This is a genomic window from Chitinophaga sp. LS1, assembly GCF_034274695.1.
GTDB lineage: Bacteria > Bacteroidota > Bacteroidia > Chitinophagales > Chitinophagaceae > Chitinophaga.
The window spans coordinates 301,302-326,325 of the sequence record NZ_CP128362.1 but is presented as its reverse complement, the minus strand read 5'-3'; the positions used below and the strand labels follow the sequence as shown (position 1 = coordinate 326,325).

The 25,024-nt window shown below is 44.3% G+C and carries 20 protein-coding genes; 13 read left to right on the top strand and 7 right to left on the bottom strand.

What is annotated here, in order from left to right; all coding sequences use genetic code 11:
• Positions 1–3 precede the first annotated feature (3 nt).
• Together QQL36_RS01375 and mqnB are read right to left on the bottom strand one after the other, a co-directional pair.
• Entirely contained in the window at positions 4–789 is a 786-nt protein-coding gene (locus tag QQL36_RS01375; RefSeq protein ID WP_321568653.1) for a 1,4-dihydroxy-6-naphthoate synthase, read from the bottom strand.
• A gap of 36 nt (positions 790–825) precedes the next feature.
• A complete protein-coding gene (mqnB, locus tag QQL36_RS01370) occupies positions 826–1,557 on the bottom strand; it encodes a futalosine hydrolase (RefSeq protein ID WP_143708944.1) in 732 nt (243 codons plus the stop codon).
• Positions 1,558–1,592: 35 nt separating this feature from the next.
• Here mqnB and QQL36_RS01365 point away from each other — a divergent pair, with 35 nt between their 5' ends.
• The 3 genes from QQL36_RS01365 (at position 1,593) to fabD (ending at position 3,675) form a co-directional block, all read left to right on the top strand.
• The gene (locus QQL36_RS01365; RefSeq protein WP_083725618.1) at positions 1,593–2,003 is read left to right on the top strand and encodes a 6-pyruvoyl trahydropterin synthase family protein; all 411 of its coding nucleotides are present in this window, start codon (positions 1,593–1,595) and stop codon (positions 2,001–2,003) included.
• A gap of 30 nt (positions 2,004–2,033) precedes the next feature.
• Entirely contained in the window at positions 2,034–2,627 is a 594-nt protein-coding gene (gene folE, locus QQL36_RS01360) for a GTP cyclohydrolase I FolE (RefSeq protein ID WP_321568652.1), read from the top strand.
• A 154-nt stretch (positions 2,628–2,781) separates the two neighbouring features.
• Positions 2,782–3,675 carry an ACP S-malonyltransferase gene (gene fabD / locus QQL36_RS01355; RefSeq protein WP_083725687.1) on the top strand — a complete coding sequence of 298 codons (894 nt, stop codon included), beginning with the start codon at positions 2,782–2,784 and terminating at the stop codon, positions 3,673–3,675.
• A gap of 78 nt (positions 3,676–3,753) precedes the next feature.
• Here fabD and QQL36_RS01350 read toward each other — a convergent pair whose 3' ends face one another.
• Entirely contained in the window at positions 3,754–4,599 is an 846-nt protein-coding gene (locus QQL36_RS01350) for a GNAT family N-acetyltransferase (RefSeq protein ID WP_083725614.1), read from the bottom strand.
• 12 nt (positions 4,600–4,611) lie between these two features.
• Positions 4,612–5,064: a GNAT family N-acetyltransferase gene (locus QQL36_RS01345; protein ID WP_083725612.1), complete on the bottom strand. Its 453-nt coding sequence runs from the start codon at positions 5,062–5,064 to the stop codon at positions 4,612–4,614.
• 63 nt (positions 5,065–5,127) lie between these two features.
• Here QQL36_RS01345 and QQL36_RS01340 point away from each other — a divergent pair, with 63 nt between their 5' ends.
• The 5 genes from QQL36_RS01340 to QQL36_RS01320 all read left to right on the top strand — a co-directional run bounded on the left by QQL36_RS01340 (position 5,128) and on the right by QQL36_RS01320 (position 10,508).
• Positions 5,128–5,616 carry a DinB family protein gene (locus tag QQL36_RS01340; protein ID WP_321568651.1) on the top strand — a complete coding sequence of 163 codons (489 nt, stop codon included), beginning with the start codon at positions 5,128–5,130 and terminating at the stop codon, positions 5,614–5,616.
• Between the two features lie 186 nt (positions 5,617–5,802).
• Positions 5,803–6,498 (top strand): NUDIX hydrolase, encoded by a 696-nt coding sequence (locus tag QQL36_RS01335; RefSeq protein WP_083725608.1) that lies wholly within the window; start codon positions 5,803–5,805, stop codon positions 6,496–6,498.
• 11 nt (positions 6,499–6,509) lie between these two features.
• Positions 6,510–6,719 carry an ArsR family transcriptional regulator gene (locus tag QQL36_RS01330; protein WP_083725606.1) on the top strand — a complete coding sequence of 70 codons (210 nt, stop codon included), beginning with the start codon at positions 6,510–6,512 and terminating at the stop codon, positions 6,717–6,719.
• Positions 6,720–6,786: 67 nt separating this feature from the next.
• Positions 6,787–8,673 carry a tetratricopeptide repeat-containing sensor histidine kinase gene (locus tag QQL36_RS01325; RefSeq protein WP_321568650.1) on the top strand — a complete coding sequence of 629 codons (1,887 nt, stop codon included), beginning with the start codon at positions 6,787–6,789 and terminating at the stop codon, positions 8,671–8,673.
• Complete coding sequence (locus QQL36_RS01320) at positions 8,658–10,508, top strand: hypothetical protein (RefSeq protein WP_321568649.1); 1,851 nt, start codon at positions 8,658–8,660, stop codon at positions 10,506–10,508. Before QQL36_RS01325 ends, QQL36_RS01320 begins: the two co-directional genes overlap by 16 nt.
• A 109-nt stretch (positions 10,509–10,617) precedes the next feature.
• On the opposite strand, the gene QQL36_RS01315 is transcribed toward QQL36_RS01320, so the two are convergent.
• Positions 10,618–11,616, bottom strand: coding sequence for a beta-ketoacyl-ACP synthase III (locus QQL36_RS01315; RefSeq protein WP_083725600.1), 999 nt, complete (start codon positions 11,614–11,616; stop codon positions 10,618–10,620).
• 139 nt (positions 11,617–11,755) lie between these two features.
• Between QQL36_RS01315 and ruvA the strand changes: the two genes are divergently transcribed.
• The 5 genes from ruvA (at position 11,756) to QQL36_RS01290 (ending at position 23,830) form a co-directional block, all read left to right on the top strand.
• On the top strand, positions 11,756–12,343 hold the full coding sequence (ruvA, locus tag QQL36_RS01310) for a Holliday junction branch migration protein RuvA (RefSeq protein ID WP_321568648.1): 588 nt from the start codon (positions 11,756–11,758) through the stop codon (positions 12,341–12,343).
• A gap of 269 nt (positions 12,344–12,612) precedes the next feature.
• Complete coding sequence (gene sprA / locus QQL36_RS01305; RefSeq protein WP_321568647.1) at positions 12,613–19,845, top strand: cell surface protein SprA; 7,233 nt, start codon at positions 12,613–12,615, stop codon at positions 19,843–19,845.
• 107 nt (positions 19,846–19,952) lie between these two features.
• Complete coding sequence (locus QQL36_RS01300; protein WP_083725594.1) at positions 19,953–20,315, top strand: hypothetical protein; 363 nt, start codon at positions 19,953–19,955, stop codon at positions 20,313–20,315.
• A gap of 72 nt (positions 20,316–20,387) precedes the next feature.
• Positions 20,388–22,649 carry a TonB-dependent receptor gene (locus QQL36_RS01295; protein WP_321568646.1) on the top strand — a complete coding sequence of 754 codons (2,262 nt, stop codon included), beginning with the start codon at positions 20,388–20,390 and terminating at the stop codon, positions 22,647–22,649.
• On the top strand, positions 22,649–23,830 hold the full coding sequence (locus tag QQL36_RS01290) for a sialidase family protein (protein WP_321568645.1): 1,182 nt from the start codon (positions 22,649–22,651) through the stop codon (positions 23,828–23,830). Before QQL36_RS01295 ends, QQL36_RS01290 begins: the two co-directional genes overlap by 1 nt.
• Before the next feature lie 48 nt (positions 23,831–23,878).
• On the opposite strand, the gene QQL36_RS01285 is transcribed toward QQL36_RS01290, so the two are convergent.
• Both QQL36_RS01285 and QQL36_RS01280 read right to left on the bottom strand, forming a co-directional pair.
• Complete coding sequence (locus QQL36_RS01285; protein WP_179091206.1) at positions 23,879–24,025, bottom strand: hypothetical protein; 147 nt, start codon at positions 24,023–24,025, stop codon at positions 23,879–23,881.
• Between the two features lie 228 nt (positions 24,026–24,253).
• The gene (locus tag QQL36_RS01280; RefSeq protein ID WP_321568644.1) at positions 24,254–25,009 is read right to left on the bottom strand and encodes an SDR family NAD(P)-dependent oxidoreductase; all 756 of its coding nucleotides are present in this window, start codon (positions 25,007–25,009) and stop codon (positions 24,254–24,256) included.
• Positions 25,010–25,024: the final 15 nt, after the last annotated feature.

Sequence of the window (25,024 nt, the reverse complement as noted above, 5' to 3'; positions counted from 1 at the left end):
ATATTATAAAGCGGCTGCCATGAGTCGGTCTACGGCAGCTCTGCCGGCTTCGCCCAGGTCGAGGGAGAAGTCATTTACATAGAGTTCTATATGTTGGCGCATTACACTTTCTTCCATTTCCTGTGCGTGAGATGTCACGAAAGGAGAAAGGGTCGGGTAGTGTTTGAATGATTCCTGCAGGCTATCATGAATCAGTTGGTCTACCTGTTGTTTCAGTGCAGCAGGCAGTGACTTGCGGATCACGATACCACCTAATGGAATCGGGCTGCCGGTGGTGCTTTCCCAGTATTCACCCAGGTCAATGATTTTGACCAGACCTCTTTGTTGATAAGTGAATCTATTTTCGTGAATGATCACACCTGCATCTACACGACCATCTAATACAGCGTTTTCGATGTCGGAGAAAACCAGTATTTCCTTGTTTTGAGCTTCGGGAAATGCAGTGGAGAAGAGTAGGTTAGCAGTGGTATTAATGCCTGGAATAGCAATTTTACAATCCTTGATTTTTTCTTTATCGATCGGTTTTTTCGCGATCAGGAGCGGGCCACAACCTCTACCCAGGGCCGATCCACTGTTGAGCAGCTCGTATTGATGTAGTACTTTAGGAAGAACACCATAGCTTAGTTTGGTGATATCCAGTTTCCCTTCCAGCGCCCATTTGTTCAATGTTTCCACATCTTCGAGGCGGGTGTTGAATTGTAAGCCTTTCGTGTCGATCTTGTTATTCACCATGGCGTCAAAGATGAAAGTATCGTTGGGACATGGGGAAAATCCGAGTGTTAATTCCATAATGCTTTGCTTTAGGAGGCAGAAAGCGCTGTTAATCTAGTGTATCTGTCTCAGATGTTCAATATATGTGATCAATGTTTCGTTGAGTTGTTGGATGGCCAAAGGAATTTTCCATTTGGACTTATCGCGTACTTCCACGTAGTTGGAGATGCTGCGGAGCTGGAAGAAAGGAATTTTTTCCAGCAGGCAGGCGTAATGAAAGGCAGCGCCTTCCATACTTTCCACGGCGGGGTTATATTTGTCTACCAGTTTTTGGCGGGTACGTTCGCTACCGCTTACGGTATTGATGGTAACACCACTTACCTGTTCGAGTGCTGGTAAATGTGGTACGCCTTCGAACAGATTCACCAGTTGTTTGTTAGTAAACGGTGGTTGATCAGGTTGCCACAGGTTGGTTTCGAACAGGTCTTTGAAGGTCTGGTCGTCTTCCACACCGAGGTCGCCGAATTGCTCTTTATCTATGATCACGGTTTTGCCCATTTCCCAGCTATGATCAAAGCAGCCGGCAATACCTGCCTGTATAACGAGGTCGGGACGAGTACCGGCAAGGTGACGGCCCAGGTGGTAGGCAGTATGCATCATGCCGATGCCGTGAACGAGTGTCGTGATCTGGGTATCAGGGTGATGATGACCTGACAGGTAGTCGGAGAATGGCTTGATCTCGAAAGGTGTGGCAGCAGTGACCAAAATTTTCATGATGCAAATATCGGAATAAAATGAATAGCGACCTACCGGCCTTATCTGCCCGCTGATTGGCTTGTCCTTCAATTGTTGTACTTTTGCGGAAAATCGCAGCTAATCACATGATCTATTTAACGCGTGTGGAGAACTTCAATGCGGCACATAAATTATCAAATCCCGCCTGGAGTAAGGAAAAAAATAAAGAAGTGTTTGGAAAGTGTGCTAACGAGAATTGGCATGGTCATAATTATGAATTGCACGTTACGGTAAAAGGCAATCCTGATCCTGAAACAGGGTTTGTTTTTAATGCCAAAACACTGGGTAATTTAATCGAAGAATATGTGGTGGAAAAAGTAGACCACCGCAACCTCAATATGGATGTAGATTTCATGGCTGGTAAGTTCACCTCTGCGGAGAACCTGGCTATTGGGATCTGGGAGCAGCTGGCTCCGCACCTGCCGGAAAGCGTGCAGCTCCACTGCATCAAGTTGTACGAAACACCCCGTATCTATGTGGAATATTACGGAGGGTAGTCATTAATTGATCTTAAGTTTAAATAAGCAATGGCTTACAAGAAGGTTGAATCTTACGATGAGAAGGTAACTTCCGATCTTATCGAGCATTACAAAAATAGTATTTCCCTGTTGGGGGAGGATGTGGAAAGAGAAGGATTGCAAAAGACACCGGAAAGGGTAGCGAAAGCAATGCAGTACCTGACTACAGGTTATCAGCTGGATGCCAGAGAGATATTGAACAGCGCCAAATTCACAGAGTCATATAGTGAGATGGTCATTGTGAAAGATATCGAATTGTATTCCCTGTGTGAGCACCATATGTTGCCTTTCTTTGGTAAGGCGCACATCGCTTATATCCCTAACGGGTATATTACCGGTCTGAGCAAACTGGCCAGAGTGGTAGATGTATATGCCAGAAGACTACAGGTACAGGAGCGCATGACGCACCAGATCCTGGATGCTATTCAGGATACGTTGCAACCCCTGGGTGTGGCTGTGGTAATAGAGGCACAGCACCTGTGTATGATGATGAGAGGAGTGCAGAAGCAGAACTCGGTGACCACTACTTCCGCCTTTTCCGGGCAGTTTGAAGATGGCAGAACAAGAAGCGAGTTCATGCGGCTACTTGGTCAGAGTATTTAAAAGTTAATAGGAACCCTCTCCCGGCGAGAGGGTTTTTTTATTGGATGCAAATTTTGATATATCACAAAGACTATGAATATTTGCAATCCTAATCACTGAGATATGTATTTAATGATAATACATATGTCTGATTGGCAACCGTAAATCAATGTAAATGAAACAAGCTTACGTATTTCCCGGTCAGGGCGCTCAGTTCCCGGGTATGGGTAAAAACCTGTATGACACCAATCCAACTGCAAAAGAATTATTTGAGAAGGCGAACGAGATCCTCGGCTTTCGTATATCTGATGTAATGTTTACAGGTACTGACGAGGACCTGAAGCAAACCCGTGTAACACAACCGGCTGTATTTCTGCACAGTGTGATTGCATTTCTGTGTGGAGCCGAAGGTGCGAAGCCTGATATGGTGGCTGGTCACTCGTTGGGTGAGTTTTCATCGCTGGTAGCGAATGGTGCACTTACTTTTGAAGATGCGCTGAAACTGGTTTACATCAGGGCGACTGCTATGCAGAAGGCGTGTGAACAGAATCCTTCTACGATGGCGGCGGTATTGGGCCTGGAAGATGCGAAGGTGGAAGAAATTTGTAAAGCGGTGAGTGATGAAACCGGTGAGGTGGTAGTAGCGGCTAATTATAATTGTCCCGGTCAGCTGGTAATTTCCGGTTCACTGAAGGGGATTGAAGTGGCTTGTGAAAGAATGAAGGCAGCGGGTGCAAAACGTGCGCTGGTATTGCCTGTGGGTGGGGCTTTTCATAGTCCGCTGATGGCGCCGGCTAAGGAAGAGCTGAAGGCTGCGATAGAGAAGACGACATTTAATACGCCTAATTGTCCTGTGTACCAGAATGTGGTAGCGAAGGCGGTGAGTAATCCGGAGGAGATCAAGCAGAATCTGATTGATCAGTTGACAGGAGCGGTGAAGTGGACACAGTCAGTGCAGGCTATGGTGGCGGATGGAGCGACTAATTTTACAGAGGCAGGGCCTGGGAAGGTGCTGCAGGGGTTGATCCAGAAGATTCATAAAGAGGCTGTGGTAAACGGAATTAATTAAGCGTAATTCTATACAAATACAAAGAGCTTTTGCCGCAGGCAAAAGCTCTTTGTATTTTGGTGAGACCTGCAGCCGGCTTTATAAAGAGAGTTTCATTTCTTGTTGGGTAAGTATTTGAGACATGCCGATATGTGCTAAGAATTTTATAAGGCTTTCGTTTTTTTCATCCACATTAATAAGACTAAAAGGATTCCCTAGTGCCTCGGCCACCTGTTGTATTAAGGAGGTTCCGATCCCTTTTCGCCGCAAATCCTTTCGCACCCCTATCTGTCTTATCCGCCTGCTGGCAAGATATACACTGATATACCCTACTATTTCATTTTCAAAAATTGCTACCCACGTAGTAGTATATTGTTTCTCCCTTCTCAAACTCGCTATACTATTCGACCAGCTGGGTACCTGATCCGCAAAAGGAGCGAGTAAGATCTCAGGAGGCAAAACGCTTTTTTGAATAATAATCCCTTTTCTTTCTTTCTTTTTTAAAGGGATTTCCCCTTTAAAACACAAGAAATTCCTTTGCTGCTCAAACCCCGCATTTTCATAAGCTTTAATCGCTTTCTTATTACTGCCTATCACTTCCAGCAAGATCTTCTTCACCCCCTGCTCCTGGTATTTTGGTATAAAATACTCATATAATTCCTGTACCAAATGTTGCCCACGTGCCTGTGGAATTACGCCTGTCCCTCCATTGTACAACACTTCCGGACAGCTTTCATCCCTCCCATGCAATATAAACCCATACAACTCATCCCCCTGAAAAGCTCCTGCCGAGCAATCCAGCTGTATACTTTCTCCTGTCATTTTCTGCTGCAACAACGAAACCGTCAGTTGCATAGGAATGACATAATCACTAAAGGCTTCATTAAACACCTGGCAAAGTTGCCTGGTAGCAATACCGCGCAGGTGGTGGAATCTATAAAGCATAATCAAAGATGATTAAAAACTGATGCTGGCATTCCACCACTCAGGATCGAAGCTGGCATCGTATTTTTTATAAAAATTAATAGCCGGTTCATTCCATTCCAGTACCTGCCAAACCATGCCGTTGTAATTTTGGGTCCTTGCTTCTTCCAACAGCTTGTCAAACAGCATTTTACCAATCCCCTTGCCCCTATAGCTTTCTGTCACCAGCAGGTCTTCCAGGTACATACGACAACCTTTCCAGGTAGAATAGCGGATGTAATAGAGGGCAAACCCAATGATCTGATCTCCATCTACAGCTGCAAAAGCTTTCCAGACAGGGCTTTTTCCAAATCCGGCATCAGTGAACTGTTCTAGTGTTACGGTCACTTCATGTGGTGCTTTCTCGTATTCCGCCAGTTCCCTGATCAGTTCCAATAAGCGTGGGCAATCCTCTATTCGTACATTCCTGATGGTAATGGGTGTCATATATATTTTTACTGTTGTATAAAATTTCGGTATTTTGTTGAAGGTAATAAAAACTCAATAATATTGAAGGAAGTCGTACTCAATCTGGCTGGTTACCACCTTTGGGCCAATCAGCGCTTAGTGACGGTACTGAAAAAGCTAACGGAAGCGCAGCTGGATCAGGAGGTTGTGAGTAGTTTTCCCAGCATACGCCAGACGGTGTATCATGTGTGGGATGCGGAAAGTGTGTGGAAGCAACGAATAGAGTTGGTGGAGCAGACGCAGAAGCCGGCACCTAAGTTTCAAGGTACATTTGAGGCGGCTTGTGATGAGTGGCTCACTATATCCCGGCAATTGCTGGAAATGGTGCAGCAGATCAACCCCGTAAAATTACCCCATACGGTAGCTTATTACAACAGCCAGAAACAATATGGTAAATTAACCGTTATAGAAATACTGATGCACGTTTTCAATCATGCTACTTATCACCGGGGCCAGTTGGTCACACTATTACGACAGGTCGGTGTGACGAAGATTCCGGGTACTGATTATAGCGAATACGCGAAGAAATAGCTATACCAGTCCAATATTGGCAGCGCATCCACGTGGCTGTCGTTTTAGTAAAAGTTATTTCTGGTGCCGGAAGTAGCAGGAAAATGTAGCATCTTTGCAGCTAATAGATGAAAAACAACAGGGTTCACGGTCTTGCCAGCTGCAATAACTAAGAGGGCCGTCAACCACGCAGACAATTAATTTTCAATGAGTGCACAATCATTTTATGCAAATGTTCCTCAGCACCTGGTAGCAGTAGACTGTATAATTTTTGGGTTTGAAAATGGAAGGCTGAAATTACTGATCATGCAGCGAAAAGTAGATCCCATGCAGGGAGACTGGTCACTGATGGGAGGTTTTCTTCAGAAAGATGAAAGTGTAGACGATGCTGCTGCCCGCGTACTGAAACAAACCACGGGATTGGAAAACATTTACATGGATCAATTAGGGTGTTATGGAGATGTAGGGCGCGATTCAGGTGCAAGAGTGATCTCGATGGCTTACTATGCGTTGATCCGCATTACAGAGCAGGAGCATGTTCCTTCGCAGACGTATAGTGCGCACTGGCTGGAACTGCATCAAATTCCTAACCTGATCTTTGACCACAGGCAAATGATCGCCGATGCCCTGAAGAAACTGCGTGACAATGCGCACTTTCATCCCATCGGTTTTGAACTGCTGCCGGAGAAATTTACTTTGTCACAGCTACGCAGCTTGTATGAAGAGATCTTTCAACATGAGCTGGACAAACGCAACTTCAGAAAGAAGATCCTCTCCATGAATATATTGGAAAAACTGGAAGAAAAGGACAAAACCACCTCCAAGAAAGGTGCACACCTATACCGGTTTGATAAACTGAAATACGAAGAACTAAAGACGAGAGGACTGGTATTTGAAATCTAAACCAGCAGAATATGAAAAAGGAAACGAACGATGTGCCAAAGCCAGCAAAGTTTTGTTATGAGCACATTGGCGGTAAACTGGGAGAATTGCTGGCAGCCGCCTTTATAGAAAAAGGTTGGATTGCAAAGGATGGTGCTGACAATAAACATTTTTACATTACCCCAACAGGGGTACAGGCCTTGACAAAAATGGGCATAGACCTGTCCCTTATAAAATCGTGATAGCTTTTTAGCTACAAGGCATTTGATCTCCGGGAACTATAGAGGGAAACTATTTTACAGTGTAGTAGTGGCTGTCGGACTCCTTGTTCGCTGTGAAGGGGCTTTTGGCCAGATTCAGCAACTAAAAAATACCTTGCCTGTTACCAAAGACAGTGTCGTTTATTCCCGCATATTAATAGCACTTGCACAGAAATACCAGAACCGCCAGCTGGATACCTGTTTTCAATACCTGACCATGGCCAGAGGCGTAACCAAGCGCATTGGCTTTAAGTGGGGAGAAGCAGAAGTATACAGGGGACTGGGAGGATATTATGCCTATCGCGACAATAGTTATCTCTCCTTTCGTTTTTACCTCGATGCATTAAAACTGTTCAGAGAACTGAAAGATAGCACTGGTATGACCCTCGTAAATATTAAACTTGGGGTGTACCAGCATTACCAGGGCCAGCATAAAGAAGCAGAAGATTACATCAAACAGGCGCTGAACATGGCCATGCGCATGCGTAATGATAGTGTGATGTCCGCAGTAATGGCGAATTACTATTTCATTTATCGCAACGATACGCCACATATGGCACTGGCCAGTCAATACCTCTCCAATGCTTATCAGCTGGCTATGAAAGGTGGGCATACCCGTATGATCATTTATACTGGGTTGCTACAGGCGGATGAAATTTATGATAAAGGAGATACTGCATTAGCTGTGTCTAAAGTACAGGACCTGGTGCGAATAGCATTGAAAAAAGGATTCCTTTATCATGCCCTCTATGGTTATGCACAGTTAGCAGATTATAGTATACAACGACATAGTGCAGACTCCATGATCTATCAGAAAGAAGTGATCAGACTTGGGCTGGAAGGTGGTTACAGGGAAATTGTATTACCAGTGGTAGCGAAGTTTTATCGCTATTATGAACTGCGGCATCAGACAGCAGCAGCAAATTATTATGCGGATCTGATGGCTGATATTACGGAGTTGTATGAACAAAGCCGTTCGCAGGGTGAACAGGATTACATGGATTATTACCTGCAGGAAAAACAACTACGACAATTACAATTGCAACACGATTTTCAGCAACAACAACTGGATAGAAAATCCCTGGAAGCAAGGATCCGCTATCTCGTTATCGTTTGTTTGATCGTATTGTTAGTGCTGCTGGTTTTGTTGCTGCTGGATATCAACCGCTCTCATCGCAGTTCCCATAAGAATGCAGGTCGGCTGCGGGAAATGAATAAACAGATCAGTGAAAAAAATGCACTGTTACGTACACATGATGATTTCAAGAACAAACTGATCTCTCTCATTGCACATGATTTTCGTTCTCCATTGATTCAGATTATTGAGATTACTGCTTACCTGCAACAAGGTGCTTTCTCTGTACAGGAAGCCGCAGCGTTGTTCAGACGATTGGAGAATAATGCAGAAAATACTTTGCAGATCTTTGAGAATATTCTTCGATGGATCAGGACACAGCTCAGTGGTTTTGTGTATCAGCCATTGCCCTGTACACCTGCTGATCTGATCAAAGAAGCGATGGGTGGTATGAAAGAAGAAATGCTGGAAAAGCAGGTACAGGTGATAATACAGGTGCCTCCTCATATACAGGTATTGGCAGATAAAGAGATGTTGCAGTTTGTACATCGAAACCTGGTGCACAATGCGATTAAGTTTAGTCCGGCGAGAGGTACGATTGCCCTTACTGCTACTACCAGTAATGGTGTTGTAACTGTGAGCATCGCCGATGAAGGGAAAGGAATTGGGGAAGAAATGCTGGATCGGCTATTTGAATACCGCCCTGAAAAGAAAGGAACACAACAATCCAGGGGAGGTGCAGGATTGGCACTGATCATCTGCAAGGATTTTATGGATAAAATGGGTGGAACGATCGTAGCAGAAAATCGTTCGGATAAAGGAAGTACATTTTCATATACATTACCGTGTTTAAAAAATTAATCGTCATATTGCTCCTTATCACGCAGGTGGTGTGTGCTCAAAAGAGCGCCGTACAGCAACTGCGCCAGCGGCTGATGGAGGAGGATGATAGTACGGTGTACACGGATGTATTGAATGAACTGAGTATGAAGTGGCACCTGAGCAATGCAGATAGTTGTTTCTGGTATGCCGTGCAGGCAAGGGACCTGGCGAACAGATTGAACTACCGGAAAGGTGTGGCAGATGCTTTAAATAATCTCAGTATTGCCTATGCACTCAAGGCAAACATGAAGCAGGCCATTGAATACGAAAGCAAAGCACTGGTATACTACAGGCAACTGGAAGATAACAGCAATAGCTGCCAGGTACTCATGAACATGAGTATATTCCATAGTATGGCAGGCATGAATGAAACAGGGGAGCAATACCTGTATCAGGCCATGGATATAGGAAAGAAGCTGGTATATGATTCGATTTATAGCCTGGTGCTCATTAATTATGCAACGCGGTTCGACAATGATTCCACGCGCAGGGATTCTGTGCAATGGGCGATCCGGCAGGCAAAAAAGATTGCAGGTCATTATGCAGGATGTGCCAGAGATCTGTATTTAATACATGCATTCGAAGCTGATAATTTGTTCAGAAAAGGAGAACAGGCAAAAGCTGTGGCATGGATCAATTCACTGGCCACACAAGCGCAGAAAGATGGATTGATCTATGTCGCGATCGACATTTTGCAGCACATTGAAAATTATTACAACACAGGATATCAGCTGGATGTCATTCCTTACAAAGAAAAGATCTATGCCCTGGGCAAAATAGCCGGTTATACAGACCTCATGTTGCCACAGGTGATCAGCATTTACCGCTATTATACAAAGGTGCACAATGCCCCGAAAATGGCAGAATACGGGCATGAACTCTGGACCCTCACTGACAGGCAGGAGGTGATGAAAGATAGCCGGCATGTGAATTACCTGGATTATTTTCTGAAAGAACAGGAGCTGAATGAATGGCATCTCAGTAATAAAGTGCAAACGGAAAAGCTGGCGAGGGCCAATACACAAAGGTTAGCGAGACGAAAACTGATTGCTTTTTTGCTGGGGGTATTAATGATATTGGGTGGGTTTACATTTACCCGTTATCGCAGCTATCGGTACCTGCGGCAACAGGAGGAACTGCTGGCAAATATGAATGCAGAAATCTCGGACAAGAACAGGCAGTTGCAGGTGCAGGATGATTTTAAAAACAAGCTCATCTCTGTAGTAGCACATGATTTCAGGGAGCCGTTACAGAATATTATCAGGGTGTCTGCTTTATTTAGAAATGGAGATGCAGATCCGGTGTTGCGACAGCAACTGATACGGGATACGGAGAACAGCAGCAGGAAGACGCTGGAAATCTTTGATAATATCCTGCGATGGATCAAGTCACAATTATCCGGTTTTGTGTATGCTCCGGCGCCTTGTGATCTAAGGGAAATGTTCACCGGGGTATTGACAGATATTCCGGAAGGATTGCAGGTAGCAGGAGATTGTGAGATGTTGCACTTTGTACACAGAAGTTTATTGCAGGGTGCTGCTACGCTTGGGAAAGATATAAAAGTAGTGGCAACGCAGGAAGCAGACAGGGTGAAGGTGATGGTGATCAGTACTCCGACAGTACTGACGGCACAGCAGGCCACTGGTTTGTTTGCGTACGAAGATGCGGTGTATAGTGTACAGGGAGAAGGGGAGGAGCTGGCAATGCGGTTTATAATCTGTAAAGATTTTATGGATAAGATGGGTGGGCAGATTTGGGCAAATGTAGCAGGTGAGCAACTGCAATTAATTTATGCACTGCCCTCATTTAGTTAAAAATGAATCATTTAAAAAATAACCGCTGTTGATTGTTGATACCTATGGCATCAGCAATCAACAGCGGGGGGAAATGGCTTGTGTGGCCAACTATAAAAATCGAAATTTATTATTTGGTATCGTACGCCCACTTCAAATAGGTGGCACCCCAGGTGAATCCACCACCAAAAGCAGCTAATACGAGGTTATCTCCTTTCTTCAGTTGTTTCTCATAGTCCCAGAGACATAGCGGCAATGTACCAGCGGTCGTATTACCATAACGCTGAATATTCATCATCACTTTTTCTTCTGGCAGACCCATGCGGTGAGCGGTAGCATCGATAATGCGCTTATTGGCCTGGTGCGGTACCAGCCATGCGATATCATTGGAAGTCAGGTTATTGCGATCCATGATTTCAGCAGCAGCGTCTGCCATGTTGGCTACAGCATATTTGAATACCATTTTACCTTCCTGGTACACATAGTGTTCGCGGTTAGTAACGGTTTCGATAGAAGCAGGCTTAGCAGAACCACCTGCCTTCATGTGCAGGTACTCACGGCCATGGCCATCGCTTTTCAGCACGCTGTCTATCAGGCCATAACCTTCCTCATTAGCTTCCAGCAGAACGCCGGCGCCGCCATCACCAAATATGATGCAGGTAGTACGGTCAGTATAGTCAATGATGGAGCTCATTTTGTCTGCACCGATCACCATTACTTTCTTATAACGTCCACTTTCTATGAAACGGGCGCCTGTATCCAGCGCATAGAGGAAACCGGAGCAGGCTGCAGCAATGTCGAACCCGAAGGCATTCTTTGCACCGATCTTGTCGGCTACGATATTCGCTGTAGCAGGGAATACCATGTCGGGAGTGACAGTAGCTACAATAATGAGGTCAATATCAGCAGGTGTGATCCCCCTTTTACGGCATATTTCCAGCGCTACAGGTACGCATAACTCAGAAGTTCCTTTCCCCTCGCCTTTCAGAATTCTTCTTTCTGTAATTCCTGTACGGGTGATGATCCATTCATCAGTAGTATCAACCAGCTTTTCCAGCTCTTTGTTAGAGAGAACGTAATCCGGTACATACCCACCTACCGCAGTAATAGCGGCCGTTATTTTGTTCATATTAATAAAATAGATGTTTTAACAGGCCGTAAAAATACATAAGAATTTGGAAATGTAACTTATAAGCCAAAATACCCGTCTCCCATCTTCCCAAAAATCCTTAGGTTTGCCAACAAATTAGAATCCTGAATAATCCTGTATGATTGCTTACCTAAACGGAAAACTGTCCTATAAATCCCCTGCCATGGTACATTTAGATGTTCAGGGGGTAGGATATGAAGTTCAGATCAGTTTAAATACGTACTCCCGCATACAGGGTCTGGACGGCTGTAAATTGCTGACATATCTCCATATAAAAGAGGATGCCCACACATTATACGGCTTTTTCGACGATGCGGAGCGCCAGATATTTCTGTTGCTGATAGGCGTATCCGGCATCGGTGCCAACACTGCCCGGATGATGTTATCTTCCTTACAACCAGAAGATATTCAACGTGCTATCGCTATGGAGAATGCGAAGATGTTGGAGAGCATTAAAGGAATTGGCGCTAAAACAGCTCAAAGGGTCATCCTTGAGTTAAAAGATAAGATCAAAAAGCAAAAAGACATTGGCCATCAAATATCTGTAGCTGTAAACAATACAATGCAGGAAGATGCGTTAAATGCATTAGTCACGTTGGGAATAGCCCGTAATGTAGCAGAACAGGCTATAAACAAAGTACTGAAAGCAGAACCACAATTGCAGGATTTAGAAGGACTGATCAAAAAGTCGTTAAAAAGTCTGTAAGCGTAGCACCTATTAAAGCTGGATTTTTATTTTTAATTATAGCTGCCGGCTGCCAGGTCAAGTTGGCCCGCCTGCGCTATGAAATAAGTACTGAGCAGGACCACTATTGCAAATTCTGGAAGGAAAAAGACTGTACGGTACTGAAAGCAAAACCACTATGTCAGATCTGAAATGACCATAGTAACCCTTCATTTTCAATAAGATGGGTTATTAGGGGGAGTTACAGGTCTGTATACTTTTACCCTGACCTCTATTAAAACCTATTTCTCTTGTCAAGGAAGACAAATTATGGTGCTATAGCAGTAATAGGAGTCGCTTCCTTTTTTATTGTTAATACTGCAGCAAGGAATCGTTCGGGTTATAGCAGCGATATTTATAAACAACACTGGCAACCAAAAGATACTGTCGGTAAAGATACCACGGTGAAAGATACTGTTAAACGGGATACCCTCAAGTACCCCATCAAAGACAGATTCGGCACCCGTATTACTGATCCTGTACGCAATGAAATCGATCTCAAAGATCCTAAGAATATCTCTCAGTCAGTTGATTATGATCCTGTTACCAAAGAATACACGGTATCAGAAAAGATAGGCGATCACTATTACCGCAACCCTACTCTCCTCAGCTTCGAAGAATTCAACAGGTTACAGGCACAGAAAAGTGAGCAGGATTACTGGCAGAAAAGAGCCAGCACCCTGGGCTCCCTGAATCAGAAGAATTCGGGACCCGAATTGTATAAAGGCAGTAAACTGTTTGACAGGATCTTTGGGGGGAGTAAAGTGGATATCCGCCCTCAGGGTAGCCTTGAACTGACCTTCGGTTACCAGGGGCAGAATATCAAAAACCCGGTACTCACCGAACAAGCCAGGAAAACCGGCGGTTTCGATTTTGATATGAACATCAATATGAACCTGACGGGTAAGATCGGCGATAAACTGAAAATTACTACTAACTATAACACACAATCCACCTTTGATTTTGAAAACCAGATCAAACTGGAATATACCGGCTACGACGATGAAATCATTAAAAAGATAGAAGCCGGTAACGTGAGTTTTCCACTCCGCAGCACCCTCATTTCAGGGGTGCAATCACTGTTTGGTATCAAAACCCAGTTGCAGTTTGGCAGACTCACCGTCACCTCCGTTCTCTCTAACCAGAAATCCCAGAAGCAAAATCTCCTCATCAAAGGTGGTACACAGGTACAGGATTTCACGATCAGGGCAGACGAATATGAAGATAACCGGCACTTCCTGCTCGGACAGTTCTTCCGCGATACATTTAACTACAGCATGAGCAACCTGCCGGTGATCAAATCACTGTCGTATATCAACCGTATTGAAGTATGGGTAACCAATAAAACCGGTGCCACTACCAATACCCGCGACATCGTCGGTTTGATGGACTTAGCAGAATATGCGCCTTACAATCAGACGGTTACGGTAACTCCCGGGGCTCATTTGCCCGCGAATGGAACGAACAACCTCTACACCAATGTGATCTCTGATGCCGCCAGCCGGTATACGGGAACGGTGGTCAGCCGGTTACAATCCATGGGATTACTGGGGGTGCAGGAATATGAAAAGACCTTTGCCCGTAAGCTCGATTCCTCAGAATATACCCTGAACCGACAGCTGGGTTTCATCTCCCTTAACCAACAGTTACAGGCCGATGAAGTACTGGCAGTCGCTTATCAATATACTTACAATGGCCGTGTATACCAGGTGGGTGAGTTCTCACAGGATGTACCGCCAGATCAGAATAACAGTGCGAACCAGAAGATCCTCTTCCTCAAACTCCTGAAAGCAACCTCCGCCAGACCCAATCTTCCTATCTGGGACCTGATGATGAAAAACATCTACTCCACAGGTGCTTACCAGATCAATAAGGCTGATTTTAGTCTGGATATTTACTATAAAGATCCAGGTACTGAAACACGTACACCCAGTGATAAACGCTATCTGCCGGATGCAACAGGGCAGTGGGCCGGTGCGCCATTGATCTCCGTTCTGAACCTGGATAGATTGAATAACCAGAATGACCCGCAACCGGATGGGGTGTTTGACTATGTGGAAGGATATACCATCAACTCCAATACAGGACGTGTGATGTTCCCACAACTGGAACCTTTTGCACAGGGTATCCAGAAAGCCTTTGGTGGAAACCCGGCATTGGAGAAACAATATATGTTCAAGGTGTTGTATGACTCCATCAAGGTTGTCGCACAACAGTTCCCGCAATTAAACCGCTATCTCTTAAAGGGTACTTATAAATCCAGTAACTCTTCCGAAATTCAGTTAGGTGGTTACAACATTCCGCAGGGTTCGGTAACTGTAACTGCGGGTGGACAGTTGCTCCGTGAAAACGTTGACTACATTATTGACTATAACCTGGGTCGTATCAAGATCGTGAACTCAGGTGTGCTGGCTTCGGGGCAGGCGATCAATGTACAGTTTGAAAACAATGCTTCATTTGGAACACAGGTGCGTAACTACTTTGGTACCCGTTTCGACTATGTGGTCAATGACAAACTGAGTGTAGGTTCTACCATCGCCCGTATGAGTGAGCGACCTTACTATCAGAAAGTAAACTACGGAGAAGACCCGATCAAGAACACGGTGATCGGCTTCGATGTGAACTATAATTCTCCTTCCAAAGCACTGACACGCCTCCTGAATAAACTGCCGAACTTTAATAGTACCACCCCTTCCAACATTATGTTCACAGGTGAGGTGGCTAAGTTATTCCCAGGCCACAGCAAACTGGTAAATGCAGCAGGTAGTAGTCAGGGACAGGTATACATCGATGACTTTGAAGGTTCACAGAGTGGTTATGACCTGAAGTATCCGGCTACCAGCTGGGCACTGGCATCTACCCCTTCACAGGCAAGTGATAGCAGCGGTGTTACATTGTTCCCGGAATCAGAGGCGAATAACCAGCTCAGGTATGGTGCAAACAGGGCAAAATTAGCCTGGTACATTATCGAACCTACGCTGCAGATCCCGAATTCATCTGGTTTGCCTGATGGTATTACTAAAACAGTGCAGTCTGATCATCGTACCCGTTTGGTGTATCAGCAGGAAATATTCCCGAATAAGTCCACCGATTTCGGTCAGGCACAGTTAAGTACCCTTGACTTAGCCTATTATCCTACAGAAAGAGGTTCTTACAACTTTACTGCGGGAAGGGATAGTGTGGATGCAAATGGTAAACTGAGAGATCCACAGAAGAAATGGGGTGGTATCATGCGTGCACTGGACAACAGTGACTTTGAAACCAGCAACGTAGAGTTCATCGAATTCTGGATCCAGGATCCTTTTATCGATAATATAAATAGTACAGGTGGTCAGTTGTATTTCAACCTCGGTAATATATCTGAAGACGTACTGAAAGACTCTCATAAATTCTTCGAGAATGGTATGCCGGATCCTACTACTGGTCTGGACAAAGTTGACTCTACTGAATGGGGACGTCAGCCTAAATTCCAACAGCAGATCACCCAGGCATTCGACAATGACCCTGCCATCCGTAAATACCAGGACGTTGGTTATGATGGTCTGGAAAGTAGTTATGAACAGACATACTACAAAGATTACCTGACCAGGCTGGCGGCTAACTTTGGTACTGCTTCTGTCATCTACCAACAGGCTGCCAGGGATGCTGCGAACGATGACTACAAACACTACCGTGATTATGATAGCGGCAACATCCTGATCCGTTACAAGAGATACAGCAACCCTGAAGGTAACTCACCTGTATCTAATAATTCTACTTACTCCATGGCAGCGACAAACATTCCTGAAACAGAAGATCTGAACAGGGATAACACGCTGAATGAAACAGAAGAATACTTCCAGTATAGAGTGAACCTGCGTCCAAACATGGCAGTAGGTACCAACAACATTGTGGATAAGATTCAGGCAGATGTAACACTGGCAGATGGCAGAAAGACGACTGAAACCTGGTACCAGTTCAAAGTGCCGATTGATAAATATGATAAGAAAGTAGGCGCTATTCCTGACTTCAAGTCCATCCGCTTTATGCGTATGTTCCTCACGAACTTCCAGGACTCTGTTGTAGTACGTTTTGGTAAACTGCAACTGGTGCGTAACCAATGGCGTCAGTACAATTATAAACTGCAGGCAGGTGATCCTGTTCCGAACGATGGGAACACTTCTTTCAACCTGACTGCCGTAAACATCGAAGAGAACTCTTCACGTAAACCTATTAATTATGTACTGCCTCCTGGCGTAACACGTCAGAATACTGTGAGTACCAACAATACCACCTTACAGCTGAATGAACAATCCATGTCAATACAGCTCACTGGTTTGGAAGATGGCGATAGCCGTGGTGTAACGAAGAACCTGGGTATGGACCTGCGTCAGTACAAGCACTTACAAATGTACCTGCATGCTGAAGCAATAGAAGATCAGAACTCACTGAAAGATGGCGAACTGAGAGCAATTGTGAGGATCGGTAGTGACTTCGTTGAAAACTATTACGAGTACGAGGTGCCATTGAAAGTGTCTACCTGGGATCAGCCAAATAACCCGACTAATATCTGGCCGGAAGTGAATGATATGGATATCCTCCTGAGCAAACTGACCGATCTGAAATTGCGTCGTAATAATTGCGCTAGCTGTAATGCACTGGTGAAATATACAGAGTCTGATGGTACGAATTATATGAGCGTAATCGGTAATCCGAATCTGGGTGATGTACGTACCATCCTGTTGGGGGTAACGAATCCAAAGGATAATGGATTGAAGAAGAGTGGTGAGGTTTGGTTCAATGAATTGCGATTGACAGGGCTGGATGAAAAAGGTGGTTATGCAGGTATGGGTAGACTGGATCTGCAACTGGCGGACCTGGGTACTGTCACGGTTTCAGGGAATATGCATACTGCCGGATTTGGTAACCTGGATCAACGTGTGAACGAACGCTTCAGAGATAACTATACACAATACGATGCTGCTGCAAACCTTGACTTAGGTAAACTCTTACCAAAGAAAATGGGGCTGGTCATTCCTGTATATGCAGGTTACTCAAGAGCCGTGAGCCGTCCGGAATATGATCCGTATGACCTCGACATCAAGCTGAAAGATAAAATGCGTATGGCGAAGTCTGACTATGAGCGTGACTCCATCCGCAAGGCTGCAGAAACCTTTACCTCTATCAAGAGTCTGAACTTTACCAACATCCGCAGGGTGAATCCGAATAGAAAGAAATTTCACCTGTGGGATCTGGAAAACTTCGACATCAGTTATTCATTCTCTCAGTCATTGGCCCACTCACCGATCATTGAAAATGACGTGCTCACCAAGCACAGAGGTGGCTTAGGATATACCTTTACCGGTCAGCCAAAATATGTGACGCCGTTCAAAAAACTCTTCAAGACGAAAACGAAATGGCTGGATCTGGTGAAAGACTTTAACTTCAACTATGTACCTTCTCTGCTTAGTTTCAGGGCAGACATCACCAGACAGTTTGGTGCAACACGTATCAGAAACGTTGGTGGTGATGGTACGTTTAAGTTACCGGAAACATATAACAAGTACTTCACGTTCGACAGGTATTATGGTGTGAAATGGGACCTGACCAGGAGTATCAGTCTTGACTTCAACGCGGTGAACAACGCACGTATCGATGAGCCAACAGGCAGGTTGAACACTGCAGCAAAGAAAGATACCATGTGGCGTAACTTCTTTAAACTGGGCAGAACAACGAACTACTATCATTCTGCGAACATCACTTATACACTGCCTACTGCCAAACTGCCACTGACCAGCTGGACGAATGTAGCATTGGGGTATAGCTTTGACTATCGCTGGACGGGTGCTTCATTACTCGCTAAATACCTGGGTAATGCCATCGAGAATACACAGAACAAAACCGTGATGGCAGAGTTCAAATTCTCTGATCTGTATAACCGGTCTAAGTTCCTCCGACAGTTTAGTACATCGACGACGAAGCGACCGCAAAACAATAATAATAGTAAACAGCCACCAGGCAAAAATCAGCCTGCAGCACCAGCCAATACTGATGTAGAGATATCCCCCATTCTGAAAGCAGTGATGAAACCACTGTTGATGTTGAAACGCATCAATGTGGATTACTCAGAAAACAGTGGTACGAAGTTGCCGGGTTATATAGATAGTACGAAGGCATTGGGTATGAACTGGGCACACTTTACTCCGGGCTTAGGTTTTGTGACTGGACAGCAACCGACAAAAGCATGGTTGGATGACTTTGCGAAGAAAGGGTTGATTACACCAGATACCACCTTCAACGTACAGTTCCAGCAGCAGTTCACACAGCGACTGCAGGTGCAGGCACAGCTGGAGCCATATAACGACTGGCGTATAGATCTGAGTATGACCAAGTCATTTACAAAGACGCATACGGAGCTGTTTAAGAACATGGATTCTACAGGGTACCAACACCTCACCCCATATGATGCGGGTGGATTTGAGATCTCTTATGTAGCTGTGAAGACGATGTTTGGTAAGATAGATTCAGAGACGGGAACGACAACCACTTTCCAGGACTTTGAACGTTATCGTAAAACGATCTCTAACCGGTTGGCGGCATCTAATCCTTATAATAGCATTCCTGGTACACCCACGTACAATACTAAGGATCCTGAGTATCGATATGGTTATAGCCGTTATGCACAGGATGTGTTGATTCCCGCCTTCCTTGCAGCATATACTGGTAAGGATCCGGAAAAGATTGGATTGTTGAAGAATGGTGGTCCTGCAAATGTGCGTAGCAATCCATTTAGTAATTATATACCTCGTCCAAACTGGCGGGTGACCTACAATGGTCTGGCTAAGTTAGATCCGTTCAAGAACTTCTTTACGAACTTCTCTATCACCCATGCATATGTAGGTTCCCTGAGCATGAGTTCTTACAACTCTGCGTTGTTGTATGAAGATCCAAGACTGGCAGGTTACCCGGGATTCATTGATACGGTGTCTGGTAACTACATTCCTTACTTCCTGGTACCGAACCTGACCATGACAGAGCAGTTTGCACCATTGATCGGATTGGATATGACATTTACCAGCAGCCTGAACCTGCGTGTGGAATTTAAGAAGAGCCGTTCACTGAGTTTGAGTCTGATCGATTATCAATTGACCGAGCTGCGCTCTACAGAGATCACGATGGGTGGTAGCTATCGTATCAGGAATGTGAAGTTTAAGTTCTTTGGTGAACAGACGGGTAAGAAGGTATCGAATGATATGAACTTCAGATTGGATTTGAGTGTGCGTGATGATAAGACGGTGAATAATAAACTGGATGCGGACCTGGTGATACCGACCAGTGGACAGAAGGTGATAGGAATAGCGCCGTCCATAGATTATGTGGTGAATAATAGATTGAACTTACGGTTCTTCTATGACCGAAGGCAGACGATACCAGTGATCTCTACAGCTTACCCGATAGTGAGCACGAGAGGGGGATTGACATTAAGGTTTATGCTCGCCCAATAAAAGCCGGTCGCCGGTCATATAATAAAAAAGCTTATGTCTTACGGCATAAGCTTTTTTTTATGCGTTAAGTCATAAATAAAAGTGAATATTTTACCTACTTTTGCCCCGTGAGATACTTTTTATTCATAGCGCTCTTTACAGGATTACTGCTACAGAACTGTAGCCAGTACCTGATCGTGCTTGGATATAAGATCAACCAGGGCTATATTGCCAGCGTACTGTGCGAAAACAGGGACAAACCTGAAATGCACTGTAATGGTAAATGTCAGCTGAAGAAACAACTGGAACGGGACCAGCAGCAACAGAACAACGGCACGGCTGGAAAAGAAAAATACGGGGTGTCGTATATCGATGATCTCTACTCGTACAACTTCCGTTCTTACGCCCTATCCACCCCACTCATCGCATATTATCAGAGCACTGTACCATATACTCCTTTATCTGATACCTTCCGCCCCCCACAAGCTTAATCTCCTCCATTTTACTTTCTTAATGAATGAGCAAAGACTGCTCAATTGATAACTATTGACTTTATCATCTACATGAAATATATATTAGCGATAATAGCAGGAGTTCTATTGTCCTTACATTCGTATGCTCAGGTACAGGGCAGCGTGATCGATGCACAAACAGGCGAAGTATTGTCTGGCGTAAATATTCAGTTATTACATCATAGCAAAGGTTGTATAACCGATGCACAGGGTAGATATACCATTACCGGACATTCCGGAGACACCGTACAGGTATCTTATGTAGGTTATCAATCACAAAGGATCGCATTGCCGGCTGGCATCATTTCTTTACATCCTTCTCCTGCCAGTCTCAATGAATTTGTAGTGACCAGCAGCAGAGATAAACAATTACGTACAGATGCACCTATTGCTATCAGCAGGATCTCCACACAGGAAATGCGCGATACAAAAGCGACAACACTCGATCAGCTATTGAACAAAGTGAGTGGTGTGTACATGGTACCGTTGCAAAATGAACAGCACACGATGGCCATCCGCCAACCAATCGGTTACAAGAGTTTGTTCCTGTATCTCGAAGATGGTATTCCTATCCGCACCACCGGCGATTTTAATCACAATGCGTTAATTGAAATCAATATGGCAGCTTTGCGTACGATAGAAGTCGTACGTGGTCCTGCATCTTCCCTGTATGGCAGTGAAGCGGTAGGGGGCGCAGTGAACTTCATCACAGCAGCACCTTCATTAAATCCTACCGGACGGGTACAGGCAGAGGTTACAGACAGAGGTTACAAGCGTGCGGATTTCAATGTGTCTAATACTTTTAATAAAGTAGGTTTAACCATGGGTGGGTATTATGCAAACCAGAGCCATGGTTATATGGACCATAGTGACTATCATAAATTCGCATTTACACTAAGAGGAGATTACCAGATCAGTGAGCATACCAAATGGATCAATTCAGCTACATTAATAGATTATTATACTGACCAGATAGGTGGCCTGGACAGTGCACATTTCTTTGGTAAGAACTATACCAACTTCCAGACATTCTCATATAGAAAGGTGAATGCGTTCCGCTACAGGAGCACGGTAGAACATGACTGGAATGATCTGAACCATACTACATTTACCGCCTTCTTCAGAAGCAGCAGTATCAAACAAAATCCATTTTATTATATCTCCGATTCCAAAACAGATGCATTGAAAGCATCAGGGCAGATCAATAATGATAGTTTTAAAAGTTATGGCTTAATAGTGCAGCATAAGAAAGAATTCACGTGGCAGGATGCAAGTATCATTGCAGGTGTGAGTATGGATTATAGCCCTGCGGGTTACATTGCGAACTATATTGATGTAGATAAAAATGCGGCAGGTTATTACATACATTATACACCTACCGATTCAGTGCTTACCAATTACAATGTAAAGTTGCTGAACACAGCTGCATATGTACAAGGTAATATGTCGCTGGCGCATGGTCTGAAACTGGTCGCAGCAGTACGTTATGACCGGATGGATTATAATTTCGAAAACCATTTATCTGCTACTTCCTATACCGGTGCGGCCAGTGAAAAAAACAACTTCAATGCATTTACACCTAAGTTAGGTTTGACTTATGATCTGGGTCATAGTCGTGGATTGTATGCGAATTATAGTGTAGGTTTTGCACCTCCGAATATCACAGAATTATACACAGGTGTGAAAGTGCCCACACTGAAACCTGCGACTTACAATAACTATGAAGTTGGCGGCTGGATTGGATTTGCAAAGGATAAGGGATATGTGGATGTGAGTGTATATGAAATGAAAGGCACCAATGAAATTGTGAGTGTACGACAGTCAGATGGTACTTACTTAAATCAGAATGCAGGGCATACCACACACAGAGGTGTAGAATGGAATGTGCGTTATACACCAGTTACATCTATACAACTGCGTGTAAGTGGTCAGTATGCAGATCACTTCTTCAATGATTACACAGAGAAAGGCGTGTCTTACGCCGGCAATCAAATGAATGGTGCGCCGCATGTGATCACAAATTGTGAAGTGACATTCAAACCTGCATTTATCAAAGGTTTCAGGATTGGTGCAGAGTGGCAGCACATCAGTAAATATTACATGGACCCAAAGAATACCAAAATATACAATGGATATGATCTGTTGAACATTCGCACAGGTTACGCATGGAAGAGCTTTGAATGCTGGATCAATTGCCGCAATGCAGCAGATGTGATTTATGCAACGACAGCGGAGAAGACAGCTTATAGTACCAGCTATTATCCTGGACAGAAGAGAACATTTGATTTTGGGGTGGCTTATACATTTAAATAATGAGAAATAAATTGTGGATCATATTGGCAGGCCTTTTATCGGCCTGCCATCCAAATAAAGATGAAGAATACACACTCTCACATGGAGATGCATCCTGTGCATTTATATCAGAAACAGCAGATGGTAAAAAGGTCATCAGCTGGATAGAAGCGCAGCCGGGTGCAGATACAGGTATGATGTATTATGCTATACAGCAGGGTGATACTTTTTCCACACCGCATGCAATACCGGTAGCCAACAATGTATTGCCGCATGCAGAGAATATGCCGAAGCTGTTGTTTAAACCAGATGGCGAGATCATTGCGATGTATGGTGTAGAACAACATGATCCGCGCAATCAATGGGCAGGCAGAGTATTCTATACACATTCATTGGACGCAGGTAAGACATGGTCCGAACCGCAACAACTGGTGACAGATACGAGCAGTTATGACCAGCGTTATTTTGATATGGCTTTATTACCTGATGGACAGGCCGGTGCTATCTGGCTTGATAACAGGAAAGATATCAATGCAGAAGGTTCTACCTTATACTTTGCAAAGACCAGTGGACATGATGGGTTCAAAGGAGAGCATGCCATTGCAGAGACAGCGTGTCAATGTTGTCGTACTGATTTATATGCAGATCCAAAAGGACATTTACATGTAGCATTCAGAGATATCATCAGTGATTCTATTCGTGATATGGTACATTTATTATCTGTGGATAAAGGCGCTACTTTTTCTGCACCTGTAAGGATCAGTGCTGATAACTGGGTAGTGCGGGGATGTCCACACACAGGGCCTGCGATGGCTGCGAATAGTTTTGGTCTGCATTGTGTATGGTTTACAATGGGGGGTGGACAAGGAGTATATTATTGTCATTCTACAGATGAAGGAAAGACCTATTCACAGAGGGATACCGTGAGTGTAACACCGATGGCAAAGCATCCGCAGATAACGGCAGTAGGGGATGATAAGTTAGTGATTGTGTGGGATGAGCCAGTGAAGGTGGGCAGGGAATTTAATAGCAGGGTAGGATATCAGGTACGCAAAGGAAATGGTAGTGTGACGAAATCAGGTATACTAACGGGTGACAGTTTGTACGTGACATTTCCGGTAGTAAAAGCAGTGGATGCGCAAACAGTGTTAGTGGCGTATACGAAAAAAGGAAGTGTATGTTATAGATGGTTAAGTATATAAAACCAAAAAAGGTGTACCATTGTTGGTACACCCTTTGATTTCTTTTTCTCAGTAACTAAAAGCACCTGCCCAGTCCTGGCTGGTAGCCCAGCGACCGTAGTTATTTCTTTTAGATCTGTCGGAGTAGAAGCGCCATTCTGCTTTCCATCTCGGATAGTAGAGACGCAACAAATACAGTGTTGCAAATGTAAGCATAGGGATATGGTTTTTTAGGATAGATAGTTAGCATTATTAATAAACTCTTAAAGTTCATAGATAGTTAGGTATCACATTCCACTTTAATGGTAGTTCGTCATACCATTATTTAACCCCTTGTCAGCCATCATTATACCACATTCATTTATAGACAAAAAGTAAGCTGTCTCAAATATATATAGAAATATCTGCTTATGAAATAACATCTAAGTGTTATTTCATAACTTTTTACTCTTTATAAGTGTAGATAGCATTTGCCTGCTGGGTACATGTGATCACTAAATCATTGATACACACATGCGCGGGTAGTGTAGCACAGTAATAGATGGTATCTGCCACATCTTCTGCCCTTAATGGTGTAAATCCTTTGTACACATCATCCGCTTTGCCGGCATCACCCTTGAATCTTACTACTGAAAACTCTGTCTCCGCAGCACCCGGATGTATAGCCGTTACTTTTATAAAGTAAGGCAGCAGATCGATACGCATACCCTGTGAAATCGCATCTACCGCAGCTTTGGTAGCACAGTATACATTCCCTTTTGCATACACAGTTTTAGCAGCTGTAGACCCCAGGTTGATAATATGTCCTTTCTTACGTGCTTTCAGCCATGGAATCACTACGCGGGATACATACAGTAATCCCTTCACATTCGTATCGATCATCGTATCCCAATCAGACAAAGTACCTTCATCGATTGTAGAAAATCCTAATGCTAACCCCGCATTGTTGATCAGGATGTCTACGGCTTTCCATGAATCAGGGATTTGCGCCAATACACTGCTCACCGCTTTTTCATCCCGCACATCAAAAGTCAAAGGCAGCACCTTGATGCCATTCGCTTTTTCCAGGTCCTGCTGCAAAGCCGTTAATCGTTCCTGCCTTCTACCTGTGAGGATAAGGTCATAACCGTTAGCTGCAAACTTTCTCGCACATGCTTCTCCAAACCCGGCAGTGGCACCGGTGATAAGTACTATACCCATGTCAAAAATGATTAT